The organism is Rathayibacter sp. AY2B7 (genome assembly GCF_002931635.1).
Taxonomy (GTDB): domain Bacteria; phylum Actinomycetota; class Actinomycetes; order Actinomycetales; family Microbacteriaceae; genus Rathayibacter.
Genome location: NZ_PSUC01000073.1, coordinates 1 through 18578 on the forward strand (window position 1 = coordinate 1; position 18578 = coordinate 18578).

An 18578-nucleotide genomic window follows, 5' to 3' on the forward strand; every position below is an offset into this window, starting at 1 on the left:
GCTCGCGGTCGTCGCGGTGGTCATCGGACGGCGGCGGGCGGTGCCGGCGTCGCTGGTCGACGTCGAGGTGCGGCTGACGCACGCCGGGGACGACTGCATCGAGCGCGACAGCTCATCCGGGCACGTCGGTCTTCAAAAGGTACGACCACACCGACGAATCCGCGAGAACCTTCGATATTCGAAACACACTGTGCAGCTCCGTCAGCGGACCTCAGCCACAGCTGCTTCCTGCGCTGCGCTGACGAGGGGCTGGAAGAAGCCGTTCTCGCCGACGAGTGAACTCCGATCTAGAAGCAGATTCAGCGATTCGCAGGACGTCTCCGGCGCCATCAAGCAGGAGTGGCACGCGGCAAGATTCAAGCCGTCGATGCTCTGCGGGGAGGACTCGGCACAGACCGGATCGTTGGCGCACCATGTCATGGCCGTCAGCGCATTGACGACCGCCTCAGGAAGGCGGTCATGCTCTCCTTCTCGAGCAAGACCACCGAGCGTGCCCGCCGTACCACCGGTCGTCGTGTAAACGAGGATCCCGTAGTCGCCCGGCGAGGCGTAGACCCTCTCGCGAAGAGCGGGAGCGGTGTAACCCGCTGTGTGCGCCAGCCTCGCCATCACAACATGGGCGAAGGAATGCAACATCAGGTACTGCGGAGAAGGATCGGCGAGCCGCGATCGGAGGTTGGACGCGTCATGATTCCGCCGCAAAGCGTCGTACCGATCCGCTGTCGTTCGGCGGTTCGCCCAGTCATCGACCGGTGCGGCAGCGAAGCGGATGAAGACACCTTCTCCGTAGTTCTCCACCGCTGGAAGCCAGCTCTTGGAGATCGTGGAGACAGGTACCGACGGGACGAGTACGGAGTCGGGCTTGTATCTGCGGAACCCGACCGAGGCGCGGACCTCACGCAACCTGTCGACGATGACCACGGCGTCGAACGTTCGTGACAAGACGCCACCGACCTCGCCGGCTCCGGTCATCTCGTCAGTTCGGGTCACGAAATCCTGGGTCGCCGCTGATCCGTGCTGTGCGGCGTGGAACGCCTCGAATTCCTCCTCGAGGATCGAGCGACTGACTTGCGCGTGATCGAACGACGGTCGTCCGGATCGCAACTGCAGCACCGCCTCCACCGACACGTCGAGGTCGTCAGCGATCATTCGAGCGATCTGATCGATTTTGCCCGGCGCTTGGGCCGCGAGCAGCGCTTCGTGCATCAGATGGGAGCGGATGGCGTCGGTCGCCTCATCGGCTCTGGAAGGAACCCACGGAATGTCGATCGCCGACACCACGTCACCGAACCTGACGTTGGTCGCGCCGCGTTGCTGGGCGTCCAGCGGCTCACCACAAGACGTCTCTTCGCGACGACGGTCCCACGGCTGTCGTCCTCGACAGGTGTAGCCGTCGCGAGCCAGCCCGTTCTTGTTCAAGTCGCCGAGAGAGCGGCTGCGGCCGCAATCGCATTCGACGCGAAGCGCCGAAAGGCCTGCGCCTCGCCCGCTCGTCGCGAATCGCAGCTTCGGGCTTCCGCACATTTCTCCGAGACGATGGGCCCACCGGTCCCAGGGCACGTCTTCTGCATGTCCTCTCGTCGTGCAGAGCAGGACGAAACGCATCGGAACGAGCCGGCCCGCACAGTCCGGGCACGTCGGCGCAGAACCGCCCTTGACGTTGTCCGACGCCTTCCACTTGTGCATCAGGCTGCATCTGTCGCAGAACATCCACGCCGGGAATCTGGTGAACTCGAGGGCGACCGACGTCTGGTCCTGGTCGTCGTACACGGGAGCGGACCGCAACTCGCTCACCTTTCGCCCTTCGATCTCCAACTTCTCGAGAAGGCGAGGGCAGTCGACCGCGGGCAGCGCCTGCGGTGAGGGCCAGGACTCGCCCGTAGGAACCATGAAGGATTCCCCGAGGATGTCCACGATCGCTCCTGGTCCGAAAGGAGCGATGGTCTCGGTGAGCCGCAGAGTACGCGCGTCGACCACGCCCTTCCGTGTCCATCTCTTCCCACCATCACCGGTCACGACTTCTCTCCCCAAGCTTTGATCCGGACGACCGCGTCGACCGTTCGCATCGAGTTCATCGCAGGCCATCCGATCCCGGCCTCGTCGAAGTTCTTCAGGAGCCGCTCGTTCGGCTCGGGGGCCTCGTAGAGGAGCTCCTCGTTCGTGTCTCGAGCGTTCTGCGCCCGACGACCCCATTCGGCGATGGCGCCATCGAGCTCCCACCGGGACGCTTCGGATTCTCGCGGGTCGGAGACGCCTATGTGCTCGAGGAGGAGGGTGTACGCCTGCCTCACCGCAGCGGAATCGACCTCGAATCGACGAGCCGCGTCGTTCTGCCGCAACGACAGTTGCCTCACGAGCATCGCGAAGGCGGCTCGCAGGGACCGCTGACGCGCCTGGAGAGACCACGGCGTCACTGACGCGGGCTCGACGAAACGGTAGTACGAGTCGTGGTAGACGCCGAAGCTCTCGAAGACGGACCGGTCTCGCGGCTTGTGGCTACGGAACAACGTGATGACGATTCCGGGCACGGATCCGCGCCCGACTCGACTCGTTGCCTGGATGTACTCGGAGGTGGATTTGGGGTGGCCGTTGACGAGCATCAGTCCGAGTCGGTCGACGTCGATGCCGACGGAGAGGATGTTCGTCGCAGCTAGCGCGTCGATCACTCCGTCAGAGCCGGGACCCTCGCCGAGGCGGTTCAACAGCTGGATCAGCTCGGAGTCCCGCACGTTGCTGTTCAACTCCTCCACGGCGTACGTCCTGGCGGCCGATGACGTCAACTGCGCGCGACGGTCGAGATCACTCTTGACATCGTCACGGAGGATCGTGACCGTGCGGCCCAGCTCTCGAAGGCTGTTGTGGTAGAGGACCAGCGTCCAATAAGCACTTCTCTGCGCGCCGGTGAGGCCGAGCGCGTCCGGCGCTGAGCCCGCCTCGATCGCGAGCCTGCCGAGGGCCCAGGCCGGGCTGTGCGCCTGAGGCATGATGCCGATGTAGGTGCGGCCGGGGCGGTCCCGGTCAGGCTCGGCGAAGAAGCTGTCGTCGGCGTTCAGCCCGCTCGGAGGAAAGACGGCAGTCCGCGGTCGAGCGAAAATCCCGCGTACTTGATCCGACGCAGCCCGTACAGTCGCCGAAGACGCCACGATCTTCGGTGGCCGGCCGTTGGAGGACAACATTGCGGAGATGGCTGCCTCATAGGTGCCGACCACGGTTCCGAGGGGGCCGGAGAGAAGATGAAGTTCGTCTTGGATGACCAGGCTCGGCGGACGGTTCTGTGTTCCCAGACCCAGCAGTGTGCCTGCCGTCGCGAGACGCGAGAGGCGAGCGAACTTGTCGACCGTTCCGACGACCATGGTCGGCGGGTGCGCATACATCGCTTCGTCGACCACCTGCACTGGTAGGCGCTTGAAGAAGGGGCACTGTGCTCGAGTGCAGTGGATGCGGAAGGAGGACTTCGTCGCGTCGAAGCCGTACTCGTCCCAATTCGAGCTACGTTCCTGCGGAACCAGGGAGGTGTCACACCACGGACACTCGCGGATCTGAAAGCTGTTCTGGGGACGATGTTGACCGCGCAGCAGCTCGAGGCGTTCCTTGGCCTGCGCGAACGTGTTCGGCGTTGCGTTCTTCCCCACCCAGAGGCCGACGGAGAACTCCGCAGTCCCCCGAAGGAGAGGCTCATCCACCCTCATCAGCTCGAGGGCGCAGAACAGCCGAGACGCACGCTGGAACTGCTGTGCAGTCAGGAGTCGCATCGTGTAGCGGGTGATTACTGCCGTGCCGCCTCCGTGGATCGGTTCGACCAGGCGACGCCGGATCATCTCGATCGCGGCGAGCCCGAGATACGCCTCCGTCTTGCCGCCTCCCGTCGGGAACCAGATGAGATCGACGAGGTCCCTATCGGGGTGCTGAGGGTCGGTCGTGGAGCAGAGTCCGACCAGAATGAACGCGAGCTGGAAGGGGCGCCAGGACGGCTCTTCGTCCACGACCGGAACGCGGCCACGGAGCATCTGGTCCCGCATGGCTCGATTCCCGAGCTGGAAGGACTGGAAGATCGTCTCATCCGAGGCGAGGAGGTCGACGCCCTCGGACATGCGTCTGACGGCGGACGTCATCTTCTCCAGAAGCGATGAAGCGGTGCGTCGATCATCGAAGCCGCCAGCCTCTTCTCGTCGCGCCTCTACCCAATCCGAGTATTCGTCGATGAACCGGCGAAGGCCGTCGATGACGTCGGTGCGAGCGACATCTCGATCGGAGAGACGATCCAGCCGGAGGAAGGAAGCGGACGATTCCCGAGCTTTGATGGCGGGTACTGTCTTCACGGGAATCGTGACGGAGCGCAAGCCCGCGGGCTCACCCGGTGTCTCGTCCCACTCGACAGAGACCCCGTGTCCGACGCCGTAGGTACGCCGCCCGCGATACCTCAGGCGTAACTCATCCTCCTCGGGATCCCGAGTGAAAGAGAGGGCCTCAGGGTACGGGTGAAGACGGCCGCCGACGACCTCGCAGCCGAAGCCGACCTGGAACAGGCAGTCCGCGCTCGCGGATTTCGCCCTGCCCTCCTCGACCTCACGAGCGTTCGCGAGGGAAACGGTCGTCAATGTCAGACCGCCGAAAGGGCGATTCCGCCAGTCGATTCGAGCTCGGCCGTCGAAGACGAGAACCGAGCCGGCGAGAGCCTCGGAGGAGATCGGTACAGTCGCGGGCGGCAGAGGCGATCGACGCCATCCGTCCCCTTCGATCGGATAGAGCGCGGCTTCGACCTGCACGGCCAACGACTCACCGTCGTGGAGGAACGACATGCCCATGGTACTCGGTGCCCATCCGAACGCGCTCGTCAAGTCGAGGCCGTCCTCGGATTCCTCTTCTTCCGCTGCGAATCCACCCACCACCTCTTCATCGGGGAGAAGGTCTGATCGCAGAACCGCGTCCTCGTCCATGGAGAGGGAGAGTTCACCTCGACCACTGCGTTTCTCGGTCGGGTAAAGAGTTCCGACCAGGTAGGCGTACACCGGATCCTGGTCCAAAAGCTCATCGCTACCGCCCCTGGGCCCCAGCCAGGCCGACCGAAGTGTCTCCACCATGGCGTCGCGGCTCTGTTCCATCGTCGGTTCCGCCGTCACGACCGGTCCTCCCAGAGGTAGTCGAACTCGGTATAGGCGAGATCTGCGCCGAATTGATCGAACGTGTCAGCTACATTCACAATTGTGCAGACATCTGTTCCGCCGTTCTTTGGGCCTCTCAGACCACGTCCGACCATTTGGATGTAACGGTTCGGGCTGAAGGTCGGGCGTGCGATGTACAGGGCTCTCACTGTCGGAGCATCGAAGCCCTGTGTCAGGAGGTCGCAATTTATCAGGAACTGCGCTGCGCCGGACTTGAATCGCTCGATCGCTGCTCGTCGAGCGGGACGCCTCATTTTTCCGTCGACCGCCTCCGCAAAACGGCCCTCGAGCCGAAGTAGGGAAGCGATCAGGTGAGCCGAACTCACTGATGGGGTAAAAACGACTATCGGCCAGTCAGCGGGCTGAGCAAGGAGATCATCGAGCAACAACTGAGTTCGCTTCAGGTCGGAGCCAATTTTATCCAAGAGAGAGCCGTTGATCTTTTTGAGTTTCCGCAGGTCGGCCAGTTCCTGTGTATCCGGGTTGTAATACCCTCCGTTAAGCACTCGATGCTCAACGTCCGAGAGTACACCACGCTCTCGCAGCTGGGCGATGGCGGTTTCGGTGGGAAAGGCCTCCAGGCGGCGCTCGCCGAATCGCAGAGCCAGTGTGTGGTTGCTCTCGACGCCACGGCCTTTGAAAGCAGTCGCGGTGAGTCCGAGTAGCGGCCGGGGGGTCACATTTGCGGTTAATCCCAGCCAGGCGAGAATTTCTGTATATGTCTTCGAAGTCGCGGTGTGCGCTTCGTCGATAATAACTAACGCTGGCTCGGAGAGCCAATGTAGCGACTTTCGTCGCATTACAATCTGACTCCGGAGCTTGTCGTCGATCGCAACCACGATTTGGAAGTCCGCATCTGCCTCCTCCACGGAGTACTTATCCCAAAATCGACTGATCTCTAGAACTCGGGAGTCACCGAGCGCTCTCCATACGTCCGTCCACGTTTGTATGGCTTGCTCACAGAGTTCCTCCGATTGAGCTATCCAAAGAATCGGGCCGTTCAAGTGCCCTTCAAGCATTAAGCGCACGACCGCTTCGACGCTGACGCGCGTCTTGCCTGCGCCGGTCGGCAACGTCATCAGTGCTCGCTGGGCACCACTGGGTTCGAGAATGAGATCTCGGATTTGAGCAGCCAAGTCTTCTTGGAAGTCGTGCAGTGCGGAGAGCTCAATTCGGCCCTGTATCTGTACTGATGCGGCCTTCGTCGCCTTCTGTGATCCGGCGTAGGCAGAAGGAAATCCAAGGTTTTCTACGAATCCACGCGCCGAATCGCTCCCTGCAAAATTCGAGGGGACATCGTCGAGATATTGGAGCTGCTCGTGAACGATCCAGAGTGCCTCTTCCCGGAAGATTTCGATGAAGACGTCTGCAATTCTATTGTCGGGTTGTAGCCCCTGCCGCTTCTCGACTATCTCTAAGAAGCCTTGAGGAAGTTTCTTGCGGAGGGTCTCGACACCCACCAACAGGAGAAGACGGGCGCCGTCGGACTCGGCGGACCTGCACTGATCTATCAGTTCCGATTTGCGAAGAGCTTCGTCTTTTTTTAGCACCGAGGAGACTTCATCGAGGTTCCAGCCAAGATGAAAAAGTCGCGATATTTCGATAAGGGTTTCAACGTGGTCGAGTTCCGCATCAATCGACATCAGCTTGCGGTCGTCTGATAGGTTGCAGCGTAGGCGCTGCTCAGTACTTCCGCCGGGCCCGGAGAGCCGACGAATTATGCGGGGACTGCGGGTTACTTTTGCGTTCTCGAGTTCCAGGTAGCGAAACCTGAGGGATGGATAGACGTCTACGATGAGCTCAGGAGGCGTACCGGGCTCGCTCTCCACGGACTTTGCAAGAGCAACTTGCGCATTCGCCAGGCGCCATTTATCCGCAATTAACTGCGCTCCAGGAACGCTCGCAGGCAGCCAGGGGATCCCAAGAATGTCGAGATCGATCGTGTCGTCTTCGCGCGCAAGATATACGGATCCGGTCGGCGCCCAAGTAACTAAGCCTTTAGAGTAAGCAGGAATTCTGTCAGGGCGGCCTTCAAGGATTGAGGCGATACTGGCGACGAATTCCACCAGGATGCTCTCTTCGAGAGTCGCACCATCTTCAATAACATCGGGTGAGAATGAGGCTAAGAGTAGCCCCTCCGGCACGTCGACAAGCAGGTCGGGGGCAGCAAAGAATTCGGAGATCTGTCGGCTCGCCACCGGCAAAAATGCACGAAACCGCGCGAGTCCGTTCCCGACGAATTCGGACGCCTTGCGGAATCCGTTAGAAGTCCGGACCCGACCGTGGGTGCTGAGGACCCAGCGTTCAAATGAGAAATGTGCCGCCGATGCTTTAGTTCCGCCGAACGCGACGGCTTGGTATACGTGCTTCGCCTCGGCTCCTGCTTCAATGATGCCATGTGTCCAAGCGGCCGCATCCTTCGGGGAGTCGACAAGCGAGGGTAGTATGTCAAGTGGCCCAAACGCTGTCAGGCCGCTGAAATCCACGTAATCCATGCGGAGGCTCTCGGAGCGAAACGCCGTGATGAACTCTGAGACCAGCCATTTTCGGTAGCCGATGAAGAAATCGTCTCTATCGACTGGAGCGCGGCGGGGTGAGTCTCTAAGGCACCCCGCCGAGAGGAGCATATTGATTGGTACGCCTAGAGCCGCTGCTCGCCGCTCCTTCGGAATGCCGGAGAACGGCGGCGAAGCGAATAGGTCCTCTGCCGCTCGAACTTCTCCGGTCTCTGATAGTGCCTTTATGTCAGTTCGTAATCTGAGGCTGTTGAGCGTGTCCACGGATTCGCTGCGTTCAGAGGCTTCAATGAGATTCCAGAACATTATCCAGTCAGCATCTGGAGACCGTTTGCTTAACCGTGCAGCAAGGGCTTTCAAAGCAGTCGTAGCGGATGCGCTCCTCATTCCCAAGTCTGCCAAGAGCTTGTGAACAGTTTCATCTCGGGCGAATCGATCGTCGAGTGTCGGGATTCCTCCTGGAGATTCGAATCCGTCGACGGGAAGTAGGGCTGTTTCGAGCGCAGATTCGATCGGCATCAGTCCCGCGGTGGTCGGAACGATCGCGGCGTGCCGAACGGCGTCGTCGCCGCGAGTCCGTTTGAGCGCACCGACGATTTCGAGGCAGGCGACGAGAGCTGCCGGCGTTCCGACCGCGGCGAGCTCCTCCAGCCATTGATCGAGACGGACCTCGCCGCCGGTGCGTTCGCCGGACTCCCTTGTCAGTGTTCGCAATCGGGAGGAGCGAGTCCGTGTCCGATAGCAACTCGAATGCGGAGTATCGATCCGAGAGATCTGCTCCTGCCAGAGCGCGACGATCTGCTCCGTGGCGGGTGCTGCGCGGCCGTCGTCCTCGTCGGCCGCTTCGGGGAACCTGGAGAACTCACCTGGCGCCCGTAGTGCTCCCGAGGCGTCTGGAATGATCTCGCGGAACCTTGCGAGGCGTGGAATCGCCTCGGAGAGCCTGTGATCGCCGGGGCCCCGGACCTCTCGTCCACGTCCGGGGAAGAGGTCCAGATGAGCCGCCGGGTCCTTCGGATCCGATGAGCGGATCGCCACATCGAGGAAGAGCTCGGCGCAGACGTCCAACATCTCTCCGTTGAGGCGGCTTCCGGCGAGCATCGTCGTCCGGTCGTCGTTGACCTGCCATGGTGCATTGAAAATGCCGCTGGCGGTAGTGAGATCGTTGAGAGGGAACCACGCCCAGAAGTGCCCGAGGCCGGCTCGGACACCGGGCGGTACGGCGTACGAGACGGTCATGGCGCTTCTTCGCGCCGTATCCGGCAGAGTCGCAAGAGTCTCCGGGGACGGCTCGAACCGCCTGTCGGCCACAAGCCAGCGGACCTTCTTCCCGCTCGGCCCCATGAGGAAGACCTCACCACGATCAGAAGCGTCCTCGCGTACGTGCCGCACCCTGGTCAAGGTGCCGTCGGCGTTCTGCGTGGATACGGCGAGTTCGCTGATCGAGCGCATGAAGAGCAGCAGCTCGGTGTTCAGACCGAGGAGTTCCTCTCTGATCCGCGGGCCGCCGGAGACCAAGGGGATTTTGATGACGGTCGACGCCCAGCCGAGCAACTCGGCCAGATGCGGATCCTCGGCCTGCGCCGCAACGGTGTCGATCGGAGTCGGTACACGCATCACAGGAAGGCGGCCGGACTGCGACTGCATCCCCTCGAAGAGCTCGACGACGTCGTCACCGTTGAACTGGAAGGACGCCTCCCTGCTGTGGATCTGCGGATTGTTCGTGATTCCGAGGAGAGACTTGAATCCCAGGCCGAATCTCCCGATCTCGTCGCCGCGCTTCTCGCTGAGGAACGCCATGGAGACCGCTCGTACACCGTCCCGGGTGAATGGTGCACCCTCGTTCGCGCAATACAGGGCTCTGTTGGCGACTCTCAGTTCGACTCGGCCGGGAGTGGATCCCAGGGCGTCGGCGGCGTTCTGGAGCAGCTCGCTCACCTGGCGGGTCCCGTATCCGCCGAAGCGGTAGCTGTCCTCCTGCCGAACATGTTCCTCCATCAGATCCCGATTGCGACGATAGGTGTCGATCGCCGTCGCCTGCAGCTCCAGCACGTAACCGTGCAGGTCAGCCACCCGTCCGTCATCCATCGAGGGTCTCCTTGTCCTGGCGCTACTGCTGGTGTGTGTACTGAGATGAGAACTCAGCCGATCGGTGGGCGGTGGCCGAGAAGGATCAGGAACCGCGATCCGAGCCGTCGTCCGAGCCGCCGGTACCGTGGCCGGCGAGCTGTTGAAGGATCATCCTGTCGAGGACATCGATGTCGACGAGCCCGTAGAAGTCGACCAGGTGCTCCATGCGGCCGGCTGCAGTCTGCAGAGGGGCTAGTCGCGACACCGCGAGCACCTCTTGCAGAGGCACCTCCAGGAGGCGCCGGACGCCCAGCGGTCTGATGCGGAGCGCGGGCGTTCCCGCGATGCGCACGGTGCGTTGCGACCCGAGGAGGGGGATCTCGAAGTCGTCGGCTTCGATGCGGCGGGAGTCGAGCAGTGAGGCGATCGCTCCGTTCATCGCCGCATCCGCCGATACGAGGATGGACTCGTCCTCCACAGTTCCCGCGATCAAGCGGCGGAGGCGCGATTGCAGGACGGGTCCTTCCGCCGCGATCGCCGCTTCGACCACTCCTTCGAGTGCGGACTCTTCGAGCAGCTGGGTGGCGGAGAGGGCGGCGGGACGCACGTAGGCGACGTACTCCGGTTCGACGAGCCCGAGTGCGCGATCCGGGACCTGCTCGTCGGGGACGACGGCGACGGAGGCGCCGATGGTGCTTCCGGTATCGGCAGATGCGTTCCGGTCTCCGGTCACCTGCAGGGTCGACTGCTCGACGACCTCGTCCGCGAGGGCACGGATCTCGTCCTCGTCGAGGGCGGGCGTCTGGACGAAGGCGAGGAGCCGACGGATCCTCTTCGTCGCATCGCGGACGATCGCCCGCCGGTCACCGGTGACGGTGACGAAGGAACGTGCGAGCGCGCGCACCAGCGCACTGTCGCCGCCGATCGACCGCCGCTCGAACAGTTGGTTCAGATCGCTCTCCGACAGTGGGCCGAGCAGTTCGGGCTCCTGTCGGAACGCTTCGCCCTGCCACCACAGTCGAGCCCAGGTGTGACGGGTCAGGTCGCTTCCGATCCACCGTTCCTTGTTGCGGTGCCCGAACCGCCATTCCGTGACGTCGGGCAGCACCGCGAACGACACGAAGGACCAGACGTCCCCGGTCGCCGCTTCGGCGAACGGCACGTCGATCAGCTCTCGGACCACGAACGCGGCTTCGCGGTCGAAACGCCCCAGGTCGTCGCCTTCGGAGTCCGGAAATCCGTGGCTCTCCGCGAGAACGGTGACCCGTTCCCGGAGGGTCTCGAACTCCTGCTCGTCTGCGCGGTTCCCGATCGCACGCCAGTGGGCGTCGCGGATCAATTGCCGTCCGCCCGCGGACCCGTCGTTCTTGACCCGGTCCCATTCCCCTGCAGCGATCGCCCGGCTCAGCCTCGGCCAGATGATCACGAGAGCTGCCTTCCGACGCCGAGCGTGCGAACTCTCGACATGATCGCTGCCCGCCACATCGCGAGCTCGGAGGGTACGACGGGGACAGAGCCGAGGTCGTCCGCACGGGTGAGGAGTGAGCGGAGCACGTAGCCGACGGTCTCCTCCTCCCAGTCGTTCTCCATCAGGTCGTGCTGAAGCATCGAGGCGGACTCCAGCAGCAGTCCGAGTACGCCTTCCTCGAGCCCGTCGAGCAGCATCTTCTCGCGGTCGTTCGGCCTCCTGGATCCGATGGCCTTCGTGAGTTCCGCATCACGCTCGTTGATCTGCAGCCGGAAGCCCGCGAGAAAAGCCTGGTCCAGCTCCTGCGACGTCTCGAGATGCCAACTCGCGGCGTTCGGTAGTCGCGTCTTGACGAAGTCGACGACCTCGACGGGGAACATGCCGATGGTGCCTTCGAGCGCCACCGTGTACCGGCGCTCCGCCAGCACGGAGCCGCGACGACGGGCCGTCCCGGCTCCGACGTCCGCGTTCGGCAGGGCGACGACGGCGGTGGTGATCTCGACCTTCCCGTCGAGGCGGGCTCCCGGCATCGTGACCGTGAAATCCGTGACTCCGGCGTCCGCGAGCGGGATCCGGGGAGCGGCCGCGCGGAACCGACTCGATGAACACGACCAGGAGACGGCGAGCGCCATCTCGCGCAGGGTCAGACCGGTCTCCGTCTCGACGGCGCGAGGGTCGATCTCGACGGAGCCCCGGATCACCAGGTCGATCGAGGGGTCCCACCCCTCGATCTCGTCCCGGAGAGGAACCCACGCGTCCCCGTCGAGGAGGTCCGGCGCCGACCAGGTGATCGTCGCGGGAAGCGGTGTGCGGTAGGGCGCGAGTGCGTCCGCCATGTCAGCTCTTCCAATCCACAGTGAGACGCAGGGCGGCGTCGTCGACGATCGTCACGGAGAGCCACCACCGATCGGCCGCATCGGTCTGCGGCGCCAACAAGGGCCCCTGAACGACGGAGGCGTCGTCCTCCTGCCGGCGCCAGACGAAGTCGGGCGCTGCGGCACCCTCGGGCGGGTCCTCCTCGAGGCCACCGCCGTCGAGGACGACCTGCGCTGAGGCGACCACGGTCTGCTCGGCCTCGGACGGGGGGACCTCGACCAATGCGCGCAGCACGGCGACCCCGTCCTCGACCACGACACTCGGACCTTCGACGATGCGCGGCTTCGTCGCGCGCCGACGCCGAGAGCCTCCGCCCCCGCCGCCTTCGCCGCCGCCTCCCGAGCGCCTGTCCGTGACGGGACCGTCGGCGCCTGCACCCGTCCCCGAGAAGCTGCGAGTGACGGAGCCGAGGCGGGCGGCCAGTCGACCGAGGCCCGCCGTCTCTGTGGAGGACTTGAACGTCTTCTTCGGTCCCGTCTCCTTCTGGATCGCCCCCCGGAGGAATGCGCCCAGATTGTTGACTACGCCGAGGTCGGTGCCGCGCAGTCCGGCCGGTACCCACGCGTCATGAGTCGGAGGTTCGGCACGACCGAAGACGTCGTCGGCCTCTTCGGACCCGATGAAGACACCGGAGTAGCCGAATCGAGGGTCGGGGTGCTCTTCGCCGATGAAGTAGTCGACGACGAGTTCGACCCTGCGCATCCGTGCGATGTGACGGCGTGGCCCACTGATCGGACATGCCGCGTCGAACTCGTCGTCCTCGGAGGGAACGGCCGGGGACAGCTGCAGTGCCATCGTTCCCACGTCGAACGGCGCTCGCTGGCGGGTGTAACGGTGGCCGTCGAGTCGACGGGCCTTCTCGAGGGCCATCGCGAAGGGTGCGACCGTCGGAATCCGATCGGCTGAAGGGACCGCTTCCTGCTTCCCGTCGACACTCGTGGAGAGGAGGAGGACTCCTTCCGGCGCGGGGACCGTCTTCGGCCAGAGGTGCCAGACCATGGAGGAACGGAGGAAGGCGATCGCTTCATCGACGGTCCTCGGTCGTTCCGAGTCGAACATCCCCAGGTCGGGGTCGATGATGACGACGTCCGTCCCGTGCTCGCCCTCGGTGAATCCCGGCAGCCCCAGTCGCGCGGACAGGTCCGCCGCTTCGAACCCCGTCACCGGGTCGGGCACGCCGTCCACCACGTCGCCCCACCAGTGACGGCCCGTGTAGACGTCGTTCCCGTCCATCCACTTGTGCGTCATCGCTGCGCCCATGACTCGCCGGCCGGCCTTGCGATCGACCGCGTGGGTGTCGACCAGGATGGCGCTCGCCCGACTGACCGAGTAGTAGATGCCCTTGCCGAAACCGTAGGTCCCGCCCCCCAGCGACTGGTTCCGTGGCTCGCCCACGTTGCGGAGGAACTGGACGAAGTCGGGGCGCTCGTCCTCCTCGACGCGTGCATCAGCGCGCGCGGGACCACCGAGTCCCACGGTCCCTCGATCGCTGACCGTCATGACGAGAGTGTCGGGGGTCCATTCGGTCTTCTCGAAGAGACCGCTCTCCGTCGGAAGCTTCGACTCGAAGTTCTCCTGCCACACAGCGGCACGATCACCGAGGCGGGAGATGTCGATGGAGAACCGGACCTCGAGCCCGGCCCGAGCGTCCCAACTGTTCTGAGCGGCTTCTCTCGCCAGGACGGTGAGGGGATCGAGTCTGGGCTGACCGAGTTGCTTCTTGATGCCGTCGGCCGCTGCCGAGCCTTCCGGCGCGAAGCGCTGGGACCACCATTCAGGCATGTAGGACCTCCTGCAGGAGTTCGTCGACACCGCGTGCCGAGGCGAAGGGAAGAAGCGCGGCGGTCCGCAGTCGGTAACTCACGTCGGAGTAGTCCTCCTCGGCACTACCGGGCAAGGGGACGAGTCGGGGTGTCGTGTCTTCGACATCGAGCACGATGACGGAGCCCGTCCGGAATCGAGTCAGTGGAGGACCGTCGAACGCGGTCGACAAGCCGAGTAGAGCGAGCGGTCGGTCGAGATCGACGTCGTGAACCTCGCGGAGTCGCGCCGCGGTCTCGAGGACGGTGGCACCGTCCTCCGCTTCGAACACCTCGATCAGAAGGAGGTGCAGGCTTCGCCCGTCGTGCCTCGTCAACTGTCGGAGGCCGTGGACTTCGATGGAGTCCGAGTCCGCCACGGCCTTGACCTCGACGCAGCCGGAGGGGAACTCGAAGTCGTGCGGTTCTCGGAAGGGCCCACGCCAGGCGTTCGCGACGGTCGCGTCGATGCTCAGAGCCCGATCGAGAACGGCGAACTCCGCCGCGATCCCCATCTGCTCGATGAACGACAACCGCTTCCCTCGCTCCAGGGCGAGAAGACGCCGCCATCGGTCGATCGCTTCGAGAGCCGCCGCGCCCGCTGACCGCGGGTCGTCGACGCTCGCGATGACGTCCTCGATGAGGAGGTCGAACTCCGCGTGCACGGAGGAGTCGCCGCACGCGACGTCCAGGACGATTCCGCTGTCGACGCCGAAGGCCAGGTGGCGAACGGCGAAACGAACGGCGTCCCCGTCCCCCGGGAGCGACGGAGGTGCGATGACGAGAGGGACGAAGAGGTGACGTCGACCCTCACCGTCCACACCGAGACGGACACTTCTCGGACCCACGTCCTTCATCGGGAAGGATTCGAGCCGATTCCCCGAGGGACGGACGAGGACCGCCCAGGCGCCGGCGGTCGTTCCCGTCGGACTCACGCCGTCGTTTCCGCTTCGGTGTCCTCATCGACGCCTTCGACGCGATCGTCGGGCTCCTCGATCTCCATGTTCGACAGATCGACCGAGACCTTCGTCGCCGCGACGACTAGCTCAGGGGAACGCTGGCCCGGGAAGACGACGCCGATACCGACCGGGACGACCTCGGCGTCCATGGACAGGCGGAGTCCGTCCCTGCCGCCCAGCGCCCCACCCTTCGGAGCGATGAAATAGAGGACGAGCAGACCCTCCGCGCGGGCGACCGGATCGAGGTCTCTGAGCCTGATCAGGTCCTCCTCACTGGCCTTCCGCGCGTCCTGACGGGACAGACCGAGATCGGCGACACGGTCCTCCTTGCTCATCAGGGTCTTGATGTCGGCCCCCTCGAAGCTCTCCTTCCCGTTCACCCGGCCGCGCGTGACCATGTGCACGTCGAGATCCCCGACCTGGACGGGCTCACCCTCCGGGCTCTCGACGATCGCGACGGACCACGTCTCGAGGCTCTTCTCTTCAGCAGTGGTGCACTTCTCGATGTACTGGCGCATGAGGTCGGGATCGACGTCCTTCGACTCCGTGTGCACCGAGTAGTCCGACAGGAACCGCTGAACCAGATCCACCGGAACGTGACGGTAGAGTCGCGCTCCTGTCGCTCCGGTCTCCAGAGGTCGTTCCGATCCTCCGCACGCGTCGAGGAGTGCGGTCGCGGCGTCGAGGTTGTTCTGCAGCCACGTCCGGTCGTGGTTCCGGAAGTACCGCGTCTGGAAGCGCCGCCCCTCGAACGACACGAATCGAGGGGAGGCGGCTCCCATCTTCGCGGTGATCCGCAGCGCCGGGTGCGTACTGATACGGACAGCGGCCTGTTCCGGCGTGATGTCCTCCCGCTGGAATCGGTCGATGTCGTCGCGCATCTCGTACTCGACCCGGGAGAGATGGCGGAAGTTGTCTTGCAGCTCCGCCGTCATCCAGATCCGGGGCAGGTCCTCGTAGCCGGTCCGGTAGCCGAACCAGCGCCCCATCTGCATCAGAGTGTCGTACGCGCTGGCGGCTCGAATGAAGAAGCTGACGACCAGTCCTTCAAGGGTCAGGCCGCGCGAGAGAGTGTTTCCACCGACGGCGATGACGACCTGCGAGGGCCGGGAGTTGTAGTCGAGGCGGTCGGTGCTGCGGAAGTTGTCGAGGACGACCCGGGACTCGTCGACGCTCGATCGCAGGAACGGGAGGATCTCGTCGAACGTCGAGACGGACTTCGTAGGATCCTCGAGGGGCACTCGCGTGCTCTCCGTCGCCCAGAGTGCGCGCAGTCGATCCTCCGTCCCGGACCCTTCAGTGGCGAGACCGAGCGCTGTGGCGCCCCGGTACTGCTCGATGACCGGTTTGAAGGCTTCGTGCACCGACGTCTTGACCGTGGTGTGCACCAGCATCGAGCTGTGGCCGCGGTCGCCGCGTGCTCGACGGGCAGCCGTCGCCAGCCAGAACCAGTCGAGCGCGTCGGAGAACTCGGCGGTCACCTCCGGTACGAAGGTCGCGGCGTCCTTGGTGCCGGGCCGCAGTTTCGCGACGTCGTCGTCCGGCACGATCCGCACCATGTCGTATCCGTCTTCGGGCTGATCGGTCGATGCCAGGTCGGACGTCACCGTGTCACGACCGAAGATCTTCTCGGGTCCGAAGTAGCCGTCAGGCCTTGGCAGGCTGAGGATGAAGTCCCGCGGGTACAGATCGCTCTTGTCGTAAGGGTTGATGAAGACATTGGCGAAGGGAGTCGCGGTGTAGCCGATGTAGGTCGACTTGGCGGCGAGGCCGAGCAGATCCGTGATGAGCGGATTGATGGTCGACGTCTCAACGGAGGCCTGGTCCGCCTCGTCGTCGATCACGAGCATCGGGCGCTCCCGGAGCGCCGTCCGGGCCCCGTCCGTCTCGAGCCACTTCTTCAGCTTCCTCAGGACGGAGGCGTTCTTCTTCACCACCGCGACTCCGGTCTTGTTCCCGGAGAGGAGCGCAGCAGCGTCGAACGGAGGGAGTCGGAAGTCGCGGTCGAGCTCGGTCAGTCGGAACCAGTCCTTCGCCGGAACCCGCGCGAGCGCTTCCTCCAAGCGCATCTGCGTCTGCTTGCGGAGGGCGTTGTGGATACCGGAGAGGACGATGATGAGCCCGTACTCGAGATCGGCCATCTTTGCCGCCGTGGCGAGGAAGTTCGTCGTCTTGCCGCTCTGCACGTAGCCCACCACGAGACCGCGGGTACCCCAGCCGGCCTTGTCGGGTCGTTCGGTGTGAGCGACGACCTTGTCCGACGAGCTGTTGACGCTCATCAGGCGGTCGTCGTTCCATCCTTCCGAGCGGAACTGCTCGTACAGACCGCTCCAGAACTTGTCGTCCGGGGTGGGGCCCGGGTACCAGTCCGCCTTGCCCGCGGCGATGATGACCGGTCCGCCCGTCACCACTTTCTTCTTATCCGCTTCGAACCGATCGCGGAGCTGGGCGAGTACGCCCGCGTCCAGTACACCTGACATCGATTCTTCTGCGGCCTCGACGCCGTGCCGGCGCGCGTACGAGGCGAACATTCCGTAGAACATGTCGATGCTGATCGAGACCACTTATCCTTCGTCGGACGATGATGCTCGTGCAGCCTATTGAGGCCCACCGACATGGGCAACTCGAAGTCGAACCGGTTCAGCTCGATGAAGCGGCATTCGATTCGACCCTTAGAAAAGTGAGATCGAATCCGCTTCGCGAGGACCGGCGACGAGGACGTCGCCGTCCAACGCGCCGATGAGGTGAGTCGCGATCGCAGCGCCGAGCGGGATGGGCACGGCGTTACCGATCTGCTTCGCGATGGCCGTCCGGGACCCGACGAATCGGTAGTCGGTGGGGAAGCCCTGCAAGACGGCCGCTTCGAAGAGGGAGATCGACCGCATCGCTTCGGGGTGCAGGTAGCGGCCCTTCTCCGGCTTGAAGAACTCGGTCCTGATGGTCACGGCCGGCTTGTCCCAGTGCAGCCGTCCCATCACGTCAGCCGAGCCTGTGCGGTGGTTCCTCCAGCAGTTCGCCTGCAGCTCGTAAGGGAGGTCGAACCGATTACCGCCGGGCGGGATCCGGGCGAAGCGCTGGAGGGAGAGTGATGAGTAATTCCTCCCGGTGTGCAGTTCGAGACCGGAATACGGACCCTTGAGCAGTCTTCCCGCGAACTCGATCGACCGCTCGGGGAGGTCTCTCTCATCGATGGTCTCGAAGGAGATCCGGTGCTCTGCCATCAGAGCGTCGCGAACGGTCCGGTGACGTCCGAGATGGGAGGGCTCGGGGAAGCCCGGCGTGACGAGATCGCGACGGTGACCGATGAGTACGGCGCGCTTCCGTGCCTGAGGAGCGCCGTGGTCGGCGGCGTTCAGGATCCGGCACTCGAAGGCGTAGTCCTCGAGGACCTCTCCCGGCTGTACCGCCGCTTCGAACTCGCGGAACTGCGGCGACTTCATGAAGGCGGCGACGTTCTCCACTACGAAGTACTTCGGCCGCACGCGACTGATCGTCTCGGCGTAGGTCTTCCAGAGGTCGTTCCGCTCGTCCTCGACGTCCTGCTTGCCGAGGGTGGAGAAGCCCTGGCAGGGCGGACCGCCGATGACGATGTCGATGTCCGTCGGCATCGGTGCGTCGGCCAACCAGCTCTGAATGCTTCCCGCCCAGGCCTTGCCCCTGCCGAAATTGGCCTCGAAGGTCGCAGCGGCCGCGATGTCCCACTCGACAGCCGCGACCGTCTCGATCCG

General features: G+C 64.1%; 9 protein-coding genes. All 9 read right to left on the reverse strand.

Annotation, left to right across the window (positions count from 1 at the left end):
- Positions 1 to 201 precede the first annotated feature (201 nt).
- A complete protein-coding gene (gene drmB / locus C5C27_RS12000) occupies positions 202 to 2085 on the reverse strand; it encodes a DrmB family protein (RefSeq protein ID WP_258059360.1) in 1884 nt (627 codons plus the stop codon).
- Positions 2013 to 5120: a helicase-related protein gene (locus tag C5C27_RS12005; protein WP_104314486.1), complete on the reverse strand. Its 3108-nt coding sequence runs from the start codon at positions 5118 to 5120 to the stop codon at positions 2013 to 2015. Before C5C27_RS12005 ends, drmB begins: the two co-directional genes overlap by 73 nt.
- Positions 5117 to 9766: a DEAD/DEAH box helicase gene (locus C5C27_RS12010; RefSeq protein ID WP_104314487.1), complete on the reverse strand. Its 4650-nt coding sequence runs from the start codon at positions 9764 to 9766 to the stop codon at positions 5117 to 5119. Before C5C27_RS12010 ends, C5C27_RS12005 begins: the two co-directional genes overlap by 4 nt.
- A gap of 85 nt (positions 9767 to 9851) precedes the next feature.
- The gene (locus C5C27_RS12015) at positions 9852 to 11174 is read right to left on the reverse strand and encodes a hypothetical protein (protein ID WP_104314488.1); all 1323 of its coding nucleotides are present in this window, start codon (positions 11172 to 11174) and stop codon (positions 9852 to 9854) included.
- Positions 11171 to 12052 (reverse strand): hypothetical protein, encoded by an 882-nt coding sequence (locus C5C27_RS12020; protein WP_104314489.1) that lies wholly within the window; start codon positions 12050 to 12052, stop codon positions 11171 to 11173. Before C5C27_RS12020 ends, C5C27_RS12015 begins: the two co-directional genes overlap by 4 nt.
- Before the next feature lies 1 nt (position 12053).
- Positions 12054 to 13904 carry a hypothetical protein gene (locus C5C27_RS12025; RefSeq protein ID WP_146079675.1) on the reverse strand — a complete coding sequence of 617 codons (1851 nt, stop codon included), beginning with the start codon at positions 13902 to 13904 and terminating at the stop codon, positions 12054 to 12056.
- A complete protein-coding gene (locus C5C27_RS12030; RefSeq protein ID WP_104314491.1) occupies positions 13867 to 14826 on the reverse strand; it encodes a PD-(D/E)XK motif protein in 960 nt (319 codons plus the stop codon). The genes C5C27_RS12025 and C5C27_RS12030 overlap by 38 nt, the downstream gene beginning before the upstream one ends.
- Positions 14823 to 17414, reverse strand: coding sequence for a Z1 domain-containing protein (locus C5C27_RS12035; protein ID WP_104314492.1), 2592 nt, complete (start codon positions 17412 to 17414; stop codon positions 14823 to 14825). The genes C5C27_RS12030 and C5C27_RS12035 overlap by 4 nt, the downstream gene beginning before the upstream one ends.
- A gap of 108 nt (positions 17415 to 17522) precedes the next feature.
- A partial coding sequence (locus tag C5C27_RS12040) for a DNA cytosine methyltransferase (protein ID WP_104314493.1) occupies positions 17523 to 18578 on the reverse strand: 1056 nt, incomplete at its 5' end.

Bases quoted from the DNA above. Each gene is read 5' to 3' on its own strand.
- drmB (WP_258059360.1), bottom strand. From the start codon at position 2,085: ATGGCCTGCGATGAACTCGATGCGAACGGTCGACGCGGTCGTCCGGAT.
- C5C27_RS12010 (WP_104314487.1), bottom strand. From the start codon at position 9,766: ATGGATGACGGACGGGTGGCTGACCTGCACGGTTACGTGCTGGAGCTG.
- C5C27_RS12020 (WP_104314489.1), bottom strand. From the start codon at position 12,052: ATGGCGGACGCACTCGCGCCCTACCGCACACCGCTTCCCGCGACGATC.